This is a genomic window from Pseudomonas baetica (assembly GCF_019733355.1).
Lineage (GTDB): Bacteria > Pseudomonadota > Gammaproteobacteria > Pseudomonadales > Pseudomonadaceae > Aquipseudomonas > Aquipseudomonas baetica_A.
Window position 1 is genome coordinate 34,167 of record NZ_JAIHLQ010000046.1, and the last position, 11,699, is coordinate 45,865.

At 59.6% G+C, this 11,699-nt stretch carries 11 protein-coding genes; 3 read left to right on the top strand and 8 right to left on the bottom strand.

All coding sequences use genetic code 11. From position 1 onward, the window contains the following. Window positions 1-5: 5 nt before the first annotated feature. The 4 genes from lpxK to K5E40_RS29250 form a co-directional block, all read right to left on the bottom strand. Window positions 6-1,016 carry a tetraacyldisaccharide 4'-kinase gene (lpxK, locus tag K5E40_RS29235; RefSeq protein WP_221733711.1) on the bottom strand — a complete coding sequence of 337 codons (1,011 nt, stop codon included), beginning with the start codon at window positions 1,014-1,016 and terminating at the stop codon, window positions 6-8. After that, a complete protein-coding gene (locus tag K5E40_RS29240; RefSeq protein WP_221733712.1) occupies window positions 1,016-1,444 on the bottom strand; it encodes a biopolymer transporter ExbD in 429 nt (142 codons plus the stop codon). The genes lpxK and K5E40_RS29240 overlap by 1 nt, the downstream gene beginning before the upstream one ends. Continuing rightward, on the bottom strand, window positions 1,441-2,076 hold the full coding sequence (locus K5E40_RS29245) for a MotA/TolQ/ExbB proton channel family protein (protein ID WP_221733720.1): 636 nt from the start codon (window positions 2,074-2,076) through the stop codon (window positions 1,441-1,443). The genes K5E40_RS29240 and K5E40_RS29245 overlap by 4 nt, the downstream gene beginning before the upstream one ends. A gap of 101 nt (window positions 2,077-2,177) precedes the next feature. Continuing rightward, window positions 2,178-4,412 (bottom strand): DNA internalization-related competence protein ComEC/Rec2, encoded by a 2,235-nt coding sequence (locus K5E40_RS29250; protein ID WP_221733713.1) that lies wholly within the window; start codon window positions 4,410-4,412, stop codon window positions 2,178-2,180. 136 nt (window positions 4,413-4,548) lie between these two features. Between K5E40_RS29250 and K5E40_RS29255 the strand changes: the two genes are divergently transcribed. Continuing rightward, a complete protein-coding gene (locus K5E40_RS29255; protein WP_221733714.1) occupies window positions 4,549-5,067 on the top strand; it encodes a DUF2062 domain-containing protein in 519 nt (172 codons plus the stop codon). Window positions 5,068-5,142: 75 nt separating this feature from the next. Here K5E40_RS29255 and K5E40_RS29260 read toward each other — a convergent pair whose 3' ends face one another. From K5E40_RS29260 to K5E40_RS29275, 4 genes are all read right to left on the bottom strand, one after another. After that, window positions 5,143-5,922 (bottom strand): ABC transporter permease, encoded by a 780-nt coding sequence (locus K5E40_RS29260; protein ID WP_187677812.1) that lies wholly within the window; start codon window positions 5,920-5,922, stop codon window positions 5,143-5,145. Continuing rightward, window positions 5,919-6,851, bottom strand: a complete 933-nt coding sequence (locus tag K5E40_RS29265; protein ID WP_221733715.1) for an ABC transporter ATP-binding protein — start codon at window positions 6,849-6,851, stop codon at window positions 5,919-5,921. The genes K5E40_RS29260 and K5E40_RS29265 overlap by 4 nt, the downstream gene beginning before the upstream one ends. Before the next feature lie 136 nt (window positions 6,852-6,987). Further along, window positions 6,988-7,611 (bottom strand): glutathione S-transferase family protein, encoded by a 624-nt coding sequence (locus K5E40_RS29270; RefSeq protein ID WP_221733716.1) that lies wholly within the window; start codon window positions 7,609-7,611, stop codon window positions 6,988-6,990. A gap of 43 nt (window positions 7,612-7,654) precedes the next feature. After that, entirely contained in the window at window positions 7,655-8,314 is a 660-nt protein-coding gene (locus K5E40_RS29275; RefSeq protein WP_221733717.1) for a transglutaminase family protein, read from the bottom strand. A gap of 248 nt (window positions 8,315-8,562) precedes the next feature. Between K5E40_RS29275 and K5E40_RS29280 the strand changes: the two genes are divergently transcribed. Both K5E40_RS29280 and K5E40_RS29285 read left to right on the top strand, forming a co-directional pair. Beyond that, on the top strand, window positions 8,563-11,010 hold the full coding sequence (locus tag K5E40_RS29280) for an acyl-CoA dehydrogenase (protein ID WP_221733718.1): 2,448 nt from the start codon (window positions 8,563-8,565) through the stop codon (window positions 11,008-11,010). 87 nt (window positions 11,011-11,097) lie between these two features. Continuing rightward, window positions 11,098-11,505 carry a PA2817 family protein gene (locus K5E40_RS29285; RefSeq protein WP_221733719.1) on the top strand — a complete coding sequence of 136 codons (408 nt, stop codon included), beginning with the start codon at window positions 11,098-11,100 and terminating at the stop codon, window positions 11,503-11,505. Window positions 11,506-11,699 lie beyond the last annotated feature (194 nt).

Genomic DNA, 11,699 nt, shown 5'->3' on the forward strand with positions numbered 1-11,699 from the left:
AAGAGTTAAGGCAAAAGACGATCCGGCAACAGGCGCATCAGTTGTGTGTCGAACCAGGCCACAAAGGCCGGCGACGGCACCGCATCGACCGCCAGGTACCACCAGTCGGCAGCAGCGAAGGCACGGCACTTCACCGCGTCCTTTTCGGTCATCACCAATGGCAATGACGGTGTGAAATTCAAGGCCTGCACGCTGTATTCGGCGTGGTCGGCAAACGCATGGGGGACGGGTCGCCAGTCTAGCGCTTCGAGGGTATTGAAGAAACGTTGCGGATTGCCGATCCCGGCGACCGCGTGCACAGCCTGACCGGCCGGAAAATGATCGAGCGGCATACGTTCGCCACTGCGCAGATTGACCAGCGCGGTGGGTTGAAGACGGAAGGCGAAACCGTCGTCGCGATCATCGAGCGCACCGTTGAACAGCACACCGTCGACGCTTTGCAGACGTTCAATCGGCTCGCGCAATGGCCCGGCAGGCAGGCAGCGCTTATTGCCCAGACCTCGGGCGGCGTCGATCAGCACCAACTCCAGATCCCGTGCCAAACGGTAATGCTGCATGCCGTCGTCGGAAAGAATCAGATCCAGCGGTTCGCTTTCGAGCAAGGCTTTGACGGCGGCGCTGCGATCGGGGTCGATCATCAGCGGCACGCCGGTGCGCTGAACAATCAGCAGCGGTTCATCGCCCGCGATATCGGCGCTTTGATCGGCCTCAACTCGCCATGGCAGTTGCGCAGGCTTGGCGCCGTAGCCACGACTGACCACGCCCACACGCAAACCGCTGCGCCGGCAGTGTTCGATCAGCCAGAGAATCATCGGTGTCTTGCCCGTGCCCCCGACGGTGATGTTGCCGACCACGATCAGCGGCACTGGCGGCTGGTAGATTTCACCTTCGCCATCAAGAAAACGCTGACGTTTGTTGACCACCACGCGGCGGTACAACATTTCCAGCGGCCGCAGCAGCGTCAGGGCCGGGTGCCCCTGATACCACGCGGCGAGCAAGCGATCAGACAGGCTCATCAGGATTTGGGCGCCGCCTCGACCGTGGTCATGCGCAGATGGCTGAAACCGAGCTTGCCGGCCGCGTCCATGGCAGTGATCACCGATTGGTGTTGAGTTTTGCCATCGGCACTGATCGACAACGGCAGGCTGGTGTCGCCGTTGGATTCTTTCTGCATGGCCTCCATCAGGGTGGCCAGATCGTTTTTCGGCAGAATCTTGTTGTTCACCGAAAACACGCCCTCGGCGCTGATGGCGACGTCGATCTGCTTGACCTGCTGATCTTCGGCGGGCGAGCCGCTGACCGCTTCTGGCAAATCGACGCGCAACTGGGTTTCACGGGTAAAGGTGGTGGTCACGACGAAAAACAGCAGCAGGATAAACACCACGTCAATGAGCGACGCGAGGTTGATGTCCACGGTTTCCCGGGGTTTGCGACGGAATTTCACGCTTTGCCCTCAGCCAGATCGACGTCACGGTCGCCCTGCACCACTTCAACCAGTTTGATCGCCTCCTGCTCCATGCCCACCACCAGTTCATCGATGCGGCGCTGCAGGAAACGGTGGAAGAAAACCGCCGGAATACCAACCATCAGGCCCGCTGCGGTGGTGATCAGCGCTTTGGAAATACCGCCGGCCAACACCGAGGCGTTGGTGCCCATGCCGGAACCGGTGAACGCGCTGAAAATATCGATCATGCCCAGTACGGTGCCGAGCAGGCCCAACAAAGGCGCCATGGCGGCGATGGTGCCCAGTGCATTTATGTAGCGTTCAAGCTCGTGAATGACCCGGGCAGCGGCCTCTTCGATGCACTCTTTCATGATCTCGCGACCATGTTTGGAGTTGGCCAGGCCAGCGGCGAGGATTTCCCCCAGCGGCGAATTGGCGCGCAATTCCTTGAGTTTTTCTTTATTGAGCTGCTTGTCCTTGATCCAGACCCAGACCTGACCCAGCAGATGCTCGGGAGTGACGCGACTGGCGCGCAGGGTCCACAGGCGCTCGGCGACAATCGCCATGGCCGCGATGGAACTCAGAATGATCGGCAACATCATCCAGCCGCCGGATTTGACCAATTCCCACACAGTGACAGTCCCCTCGAAAAAGTGCGTCACTTTACCATACCGGTTCATGATTAAGACCCGCCGCCCCGACGACCGTGACGTCGCCTTCGTCCGCGCCCCGATCAATGAGCCAATGACGGTGGATCACGCCAGAAACGCCGCTGTTGGCGCATTGTCCAGGGTGGCCTGAAGCGGCCCAATTGCAGATGAATGGCGCCCTGTTCAGCACTGTCATAAATGCGCAGCCCCTGTTTGCGATAGCGTGCCAGCACCGTCGGGTGGGGGTGGCCAAACGAATTCCCGTGGCCTCGGGAAATCAGCACGGCGTCGGGCTTCAACACTTTCAGCAAGGCCATCGATGAAGAACTGCGACTGCCGTGGTGCGGCGCTTGCAACCATTGCGTCGGTGCTGCCAGTGGGCTGTCGAGCAGGACACGTTCGGCATGGGTGTCGATATCGCCGGTCAACAGCAGGCGCTCGCCGTTGGCCTCGACCTGTAATACGCAGGAGCGCTGGTTGCTGTCGCGGGCATCCGCCCATTGCCACAGGTGAAAACTGACGCCGTCCCACTGCCATCGGCGGCCACTTTCACAAGCTTCGGCGTTCAGTTCGGCTGGCAGCCCGGGCGGATCGCCGCTGATGACTCGATCCACCTTCAAGTGGCGCGCCACTGCCAGGGCGCCACCGGCATGATCGGCATCGGCGTGGCTGAGCAGCATCAAATCAAGCTTCTCGACCCTCAATTTGCGCAAGGCCGGCACCACAACGCGCTCACCGAGATCGGAATCACCGAAACGCGGCCCGGCGTCGTAGAGCAAGGTGTGATGCCGGGTGCGGATCAGAATCGCCAAGCCCTGGCCGACGTCGAGCTGCCAGAGGTCGGCTAAATTTTCCTCCAGTTGCTCCCGTGGCGGCACGACCAGAACCAGCAGCAACGGCCAGCCCAGAGGACGCATCGGTACACCGCGCGGCAGCAGTAACAGCAGGGTTCCGAGACTGCCCATGGCTAACGCCCACGCGGGAATCGAGGGAGCAATCCACGCAGGCCATTGCCCGGCAACCAACGCCAAGGCTCGAAACAAACCGTTGATCAAACCTCCGGCCAGCCATAACAGGCCTTCGCCGACATACGGCACGGCTAACAATAAAGTGCCGAGCAATGCCGGCGGTAACACCACCAGACTGATCCAAGGCACCGCCAGCAAATTCGCCAACGGCCCACTCAGGCTGATCGGCAAACTCAGCGCCATCAGCACTGGACACAAACCGATTGCAATGAGCCACTGCGCCCGCGTCCAGGTTTGCCACCAACGCCAGCCTCCGAGACGACCGCCAAAGGTAAGGACCAGCACCGCCACCGCCGCGAACGACAACCAGAAACCGGGGCGCAAACCGGCCAGCGGATCAAGCAACAGCACGGCGTTGAACGCCAGCAACAGCGGCCACCACGCGCCGAGATGGCGAAAGCGCAAACGCCACAACAGCACCAGCCCGACCATTACGCAGGCCCGGCGCACCGGCACGTCGAACCCGGCGAGCAGCCCGTAACCGAGCGCCGCGGCGAACGCCAGCGCACAGGCCCACGGCAGCCACGGCCAGCGCAGCGGCCACAGCCCATAACGGGCCAACCCGGCAACCAGCAAGTACATCACCGCCGCCAGCATTGCGATGTGCTGGCCGGAAATCACCAGTAAATGGACGGTGCCGGTGTCCTGCAGAATCTGCCAATCGTTGCGGCTGAGTCCGGAGCCATCGCCCAGCACCAGCGCGGCCAGTGCGCCTGCCCGCCCCTGCGCGTCTACCGCGAGCAAGCGCTGACGAATGCTGTCGCGCCACGCCCACCGCGCCTCGGCCAAACGCCGGCCATCCTTGATCGTACCGGTCGCACCGATGCGTTGCGCCAGCAGCCAGGCTTCGTAATCGAAGGCATCCGGATTGAGCAAACCGGCCGGGCGTTTGAGCTTGACCGCCAGGCGCCAGCGCTCGCCACTGTTGACCGGTGGCCCGGCGTACCAGGCCAGACGCATCAGTGACGGCAGTTTCTCGTGACGCGAGCGCGCCTCAGCCAATTCGAAACGCACCACACCGTCGCCATTGTGCGGCAGACCAACCACCCGCCCCTCAAGCCAGCGGGTCTCGCCGTCCAGACGGGTTGAAAGTCGCTCATCCAGCGCCCATTGCGCGCCGACGCAGGCCCAAGTGAAACCAAACAATAAAAATGCCAATGGATAGCTGCGAAACGGCAGCAACATCAAACCCACCACCGCCATTAACACGGTCAACCCGACCGGCGGCAAGGCTGGCAAAACTATCGGGGCCAGCAGACCGACTGCCAACGCCATCATCCCTGTGCGCATAAGCCCGTCCTTGAGAGTCGCGCACTTAGGCATAGCGGGTCTTGGGCACGACCGTCGTCAACAATTGTCACAAAGTCTGAATGGGCGGTTCGTAGAATCCAGACATACTTGCCGCCTTAATCGACCGAGAAGCCTTATGCCCCGGCGCTTATTCAAACGCTACATGCCCGACCCAACGAGGATCAGGGAACACAAATCCTTACGATTTCTCGGCAAGTTGCTGCATGACCCGAACCTCTGGCACCTCAATCGCCACTCGGTTGCTCGAGCAATGGCAGTGGGTCTGTTTACCGCATTCCTACCGATCCCGTTGCAGATGCTGGTGGCCGCGGCGCTGGCAATCATGGTGCGCGGCAACATGCCGATTGCCGTGAGCCTGGTCTGGCTGACTAATCCGATCACCATGCCAGCGGTGTTTTTTTGCACTTATAAGGTGGGTGCGTGGCTGATGGACGTGCCGATACGGCATCTGCCCGATCAACTGACCTGGGAATGGATAAGCGGTGAGCTGTCGACGTTGTGGCAACCGTTTTTGCTCGGTTCGGTGCTGTCCGGGTTGGTGCTGGGCGCCCTCGCCTACTTCGTGGTCATGATGTATTGGCGCTGGTGGGTCGCACGGCAATGGGCGCGCCGCAAGAAAAATCGAACGCCTTGAATGCAAAACGGCCTGCGCAATGGAGGCCGTTTTTTGTGGTGCCCGGACTAGCCAGGCATGCGACTGGGCATAGCGTCAGGTCCGCATCCCGCGCCCACTCACCAGTAACCGCGCGCAACCGAAATACAACACCACCGTCGCCACCAGCATGAAGGTGATCGCAATACCGATGCGGATATCCGAAACACCGAGGATGCCGTAGCGGAAGGCGTTGACCATGTGCAGCACCGGATTGGCCAGCGACACCGTCTGCCAGAACGGCGGCAGCAAAGTGATCGAGTAGAACACGCCGCCCAGATACGTCAGCGGTGTCAGCACGAAGGTCGGGATGATCGAAATATCATCGAAGTTGCGCGCAAACACGGCGTTGATAAAGCCCAGTAACGAGAAAATCGTCGCCGTCAGCACCACCACCAGAATGGTCACGCCCAGGTGATGCACCTGCAAGTGGGTAAAGAACAGCGACAGGATGGTGACGATCACACCCACCATCAACCCGCGCAGCACGCCACCACAGGTATAGCCGATCAGGATTGTGTGCGGCGAGACCGGCGAGACCATCAACTCTTCGATGGAACGCTGGAACTTGCTACCGAAGAAGCTCGACACCACGTTGCCGTAGGAGTTGGTGATCACCGACATCATGATCAGCCCCGGCACGATGTACTCCATATAAGTGAAGCCACCCATGTCGCCGATCTGCCGACCGATCAGGTTACCGAAGATCACGAAATACAGAACCATGGTGATCGCCGGCGGCAGCAGGGTTTGCGGCCAGATCCGGGTGAAGCGTTTGACCTCGCGGTAAACAATGGTTTGGAGCGCGACGAGGTTGGGACGGAATTCGGAACTCATACCGCCACCTTCGACAGATTTTTCTCCACCAGGGACACGAACAGCTCCTCAAGGCGATTGGTTTTGTTGCGCAGGCTCAACACTTCGATGTTCTGCAGAGCCAGTTGGCCGAACAACGCGGTGATGCCCATGGATTTGTCGACCTGCACCTCCAGCGTGTGTGCATCCACCAAACGGGACGGATAGCCGACCAGTTGCGGCGCGACGCTCAAATTGCCCTTGAGGTCGAGCAGGAAAGTTTCTACATGCAGTTGGCCGAGCAACTGACGCATGCTGGTGTTCTCGACAATCGTGCCGTGGTCGATGATGCCGATGTTGCGGCACAACTGCTCAGCCTCTTCCAGATAATGCGTGGTGAGGATGATGGTGATGCCTTTCTGGTTCAGTTCGGTGAGGAACGTCCACATCGAACGACGCAGTTCAATGTCGACGCCGGCCGTCGGTTCGTCGAGGATCAACAGGCGCGGCTCATGCACCAGCGCACGAGCAATCATCAAGCGGCGCTTCATGCCGCCCGACAGCGAACGCGAAGGCACATCGCGCTTGTCCCACAGGCCGAGCTGGGTCAGGTACTGCTCGGCACGTTCTTTGGCGATTTTCGCCGGAATGCCGTAGTAACCGGCCTGGGTCACGACGATGTCGAACGTCTTTTCGAACTGGTTGAAGTTGAATTCCTGGGGCACCACGCCGATCGAGCGCTTAAGCGCGGCCGGGCTCTTGTCCAGGTCATTGCCAAAGATATTCACCGTGCCGCTGGTCTTGTTCACCAGGGTGGAAAGAATGCCGATGGTCGTGGATTTGCCGGCGCCGTTGGGGCCGAGCAAGGCGAAAAAGTCACCTTCGGCGACGTCCAGATCGATACCACTCAAGGCCTGGAACCCGTTGCCGTAGGTTTTGGTTAGCTGCCGGATGGACAGAGCGGAACTCATATCTGATTTACGCACCATGGTGAAGGGAGGAAAGAGAGAAATAAGGGCAAGCGGCGAGGGATACAACCGCAGCGCAAGAGCGCAATGGTGCTTGCCCTCGCCGCACAAGTACAGTCAAGTGTGTCGATAGTAATTATCAAGTCAACGCGGTCATGACGGCTTTTTTGTAGGCCGGACGCTGTTTGAGCCGCTCGTACCAGGCTTGCAGATGGGGTTGCGGAGCCCGCTCGATGGGCATCTCGAACCAGGCATAAATGAAACTGCCGAGCGGAATATCGCCCATGCCGATTTCTGTTCCGCCAAGGTAAGGTTGGCTGGCCAAAGCAGCGTTGACCATGCTCAAAAGCTCGTTACATTGCGTGATCGCCGCGTTGATCGCCGCCCAATCCTGCTGGTCGGCCGGTGTACGCAAAACGCCCCAGAACACGGTGCGGAAGGGACCGGCAAAACTCGAAGTGGTCCAGTCCATCCACTTGTCAGCGATAGCCCGGGCTTGTGGGTCTGCCGGGTACCAGGCGCTGTCAGGCGCATGTTTGGCCAGCAGATAGCGGACGATGGCGTTGGACTCCCACAGCACAAAACCGTCGTCTTCGATCACCGGCACCCGGCCATTCGGATTCATCGCCCGGTACTGCGGCGTGTCGACCACACCGAACGCGCCACCCGCATCGATCGCCTCATAAGCCAGGCCGAGTTCTTCGGCGGCCCACAATGGCTTCCTGACATTCGATGAGTTTTTCCGTCCCCAGATCTTCAGCATGACCGCCTCTTTGCAAATGTGTGGGCAGGCAGCATACGCCGGATCAGAGGCGGCTGACATCGCTCTGCATGTCACCCAATAGTGGCGGCTCTTGATCGCCGAACAGGTGCGGATAACATTTTTCCAGGTGCTCAAAGAAGAAGGTTTGCGGCACATCGGTGAACTGGCCGTGATCGACCAGATACTCCATCAACTGGGCACCGTCCCGGTTGTACGGGTGGAAAACACTGTCGTTGATACCGTCAAAATCCAATGGCGCGACGTTGAACAGTTCGCAGAGTTTCTGGTTAAACGCAGGCGTCGCCTTGACCCAGCGATCACCAAGAAACAGCTCGGTGTAACCGTGCATGGCGAACACATCGCTCTTGAGCAGTTCAAGCAGGCGCGGGGTCGACAGATGATTGCGCACATCCGCCAGACCGATGCGTGCCGCAATCGCGCAATGTCGCGCGCAAGCGGCCAGCAGCGTGGCTTTCGGCACACAATAGCTCTCCCCCGTTGCCAAAGCGTAACTGCCGCGCAACGTCTGCGGATCTCGACTGAAGGTGTAAGGGTTGTAGCGCACCGTCTCGCGCACGGCGTAATAGAGATTGATCGCCTGCTTGAGCGGGTCACCGCTGGCACCACGGTGCTGTTCGGCGAACTCCACCACCGCCGGGTGGTCACTATCGATGAAGCGGCCGGGACTCAGATACTCGTGCATGACGGCAATCTCCTGGGTGAGCCCCGAGTCTAGCGACCGCTCAAGCACAGAGATAACGACGTTTCGGCCAAACATGCACGCAAAGTTGCGCAATGAACGAACGATTTCCCACGCGTGTTGCCCACCGAACCTACGAAAACCGTCAGAGGTTTCCCACGATTTCAATCACCATGGTCTGACCACCCGGTTTTACAGATGCCGTCTAAGCTCTGAAGGGTCGATTTGCCTTGGTTCACGGAGGACTGAATATGCTGTTGTTGTGGATACTGGTTTTGGTCGTTGGCGTGGCGTATCTCGCCCACCGGCGAATTTCCCCGCTGCCTGCATTGGGCATCGTTGCCGTCTACCTGCTGGCGATGGGGATTTTCAGCCACGCACCGGGCTGGCTGTTGGTGGTGCTCTGGATCGTACTGGCGATGGTGGCCGCGCCATTGGTGCTGCCTGACCTGCGCCGCAAATATTTCAGTGCGCCGCTGTTCAACTGGTTCCAGAAAACCCTGCCGCCGATGTCGCAGACCGAACGCGACGCGATCGATGCCGGCACCGTCTGGTGGGATGGTGAGCTGTTCAGCGGTCGTCCGGACTGGGAAAAACTGCTGTCCTATCCCAAGGCACAACTGAGTGAAGAAGAGCAGGCCTTCATTGATGGTCCGACTGAAGAGCTCTGCGCGATGGTCACTGACTGGCAAATCGGCCAGTCGATGGATCTGCCGCCAGAAGCCTGGGCGCATATCAAGGAACACGGCTTCTTCGCCCTGATCATTCCCAAGGAATTCGGGGGCAAGGGCTTTTCCGCCTATGCCCACTCGCAAGTAGCGATGAAACTTGCGACCCGCAGCGGCGATCTCGCCTCCACGGTGATGGTGCCCAACTCCCTCGGCCCGGCAGAACTGCTGCTGCATTACGGCACCGACGAACAACGCAATCACTACCTGCCACGGCTGGCCCGTGGCGACGACATCCCGTGCTTCGCCCTCACCGGCCCGCTCGCCGGTTCCGACGCAGGCGCGATGCCGGACACCGGGATCATCTGCAAAGGCCAATGGGAGGGTCAGGAAGTCCTCGGCCTTCGCCTTAACTGGGAAAAGCGCTACATCACACTGGGTCCGGTCGCCACGCTGCTCGGCCTCGCGTTCAAAGCCTATGACCCGGATCACCTGCTGGGCGACAAAGAAGACCTCGGCATCAGCCTTGCGCTGATTCCAACCGATACCGCAGGCGTGGAGATTGGCCGCCGTCACCTGCCACTGGGCGCGGCGTTCATGAACGGCCCGAACTCGGGCAAAGACGTGTTCATCCCGCTGGACTTCCTGATCGGCGGCCAGGAGATGCTCGGCAAAGGCTGGATGATGCTGATGAACTGCCTCTCTGTCGGCCGTTCGATCTCGCTGCCAGCAGTCGGTACCGGTGCAGCCAAATTCACCAGCCTGGTGACCGGGCAATACGCGCAGATTCGTGAGCAATTCAATGTGCCGCTGTCGGCCTTCGAAGGCATACAGGAAGCCATGGCGCGCATCGGCGGTAACGCGTGGATGATGGACGCAGCACGAATGTTGACCGCCAACGCGGTGGATCTGGGCGAAAAACCGTCAGTCCTGTCGGCGATCCTCAAGTACCACCTGACCGAACGCGGCCGTGAATGCATCAGCCACGCCATGGACGTACACGGTGGCAAGGCAATCATCATGGGCCCGAACAACTACCTTGGGCGTAGCTGGAACGGCGCGCCGATCTTCATCACCGTGGAAGGCGCGAACATTCTCTCGCGTAACCTGATGATCTTCGGTCAGGGTGCGATTCGTTGCCATCCGTTCGTGCTCAAGGAAATGGCCCTCGCCGGCCGCGAGGACAAGGATCAGGCACTGAAAGAATTCGACGGCCTACTGCTCAAGCATATCGGTTTCGCCGTGAGCAACGCCGCCAGCACCCTGGTGTTGAACCTGGGTTTGGGCCACTTCGAACCTGCGCCGGGCGACAAGATCAGTCAGGGTTACTTCCGCGCGCTCAATCGTCAGGCGGCAGCCTTTGCCATGCTCGCCGACTTCAGCATGATGCTGCTGGGGGGCGAACTGAAACGCCGCGAGCGTCTCTCGGCCCGTCTTGGCGATGTGCTGAGCAACCTGTATCTGGGGTCCGCTGCGCTCAAGCGTTATCACGATCTGGATTCGCCAGGGTATATGGAGCCGCTGTTGCGCTGGGCCATGGAAGAAAGCCTTTTCCAGTCGGAGCGTGCTCTCGATGAGCTGCTGAGCAATTTCCCGAACAAGGCATTTGGCTGCATTTTGCGGGTCATCGTGTTCCCGTTCGGCCGGCGCCACAAAGGCCCATCGGACAAACTCGGTGCCGAAGTGGCGAGCATTATTGGCCGAGCCAAGGGCGATCCGGCGCTGGAAGAGTTACTTGCCGGCTGCTATCGCCCGCACTCGGCAGATGATGCCGTCGGCGCACTGCAACACGCCAGCGATCTGCTGAGTGCTGCGCAACCGTTGCAGAAAAAACTGCACACTTCGCTGAAAAGCGGTCAGGTCAAACCGGTCGCAGGCGAAAACGCGATCGATGCAGCGCTTGAGGCTGGAGTTCTCCAGGCGGCGCAAGCGCAGAGCTTGCACGAAGCAGAGGCAGCAAGGCGCAAGGTGATTGATGTCGATGATTTCGACAAAGAGGAGTTGGTGCTGGCCGACGGCAAAGTCCGCTAATCCTTCAACGTGTAGCCGTTTATTTGTGAAAAACGGGCGCAGGGGCTTTATACTCCCGCGCCCGTTTTGCTCTTGAGGACTTATCTCGTGTCCAACGTCGTTGCCGACCATCTTGTTTTGCTCGACCATCTGCGCAGTATCCTGGTCGCCGTAGGTGAGGCCGATCAGGTTCCCGAAGAAAGCCATGCCCTGTTCCTGGAGCGCTTCGACGAACTACTGGCATCACTGCCGATTGAGCCGATCGAAAGCCAATACCTGGGCCAGGATATCCTGACTCAAGTGATTACTCGCTATCCGCAAATTGCCCACCTCATCCCGCGGGACCTGCTGTGGTTCTTCGCTGGCGACTGCCTGCACTACCTGGCCGATGAAGAAATCGACCTATATCAGGCCTTGGAAGAACGCCGCTACGAAGCCGAACAAAACGACGAACCGTTCGACTGGAATCAGGAAAAGCAACTGATGGCGATGTCCGCTCAGGACAGCAAGCACTGATTTTCTTTCGGTAATGAAAAGGCCCGCCTGGTTGTCCAGGCGGGCCTTTTTTTGCCGTTTGTCTAGTCCTGAATAAGGTTTACACCTTCTGGCTTCTTATCAGGAGGGTGCAATGGATACGGGCGCAAAACGTAGTCAGCGCGATTACACGCTGACTTTTAAATTGTCGGTTGTCGACCAAGTAGAAAAAGGCG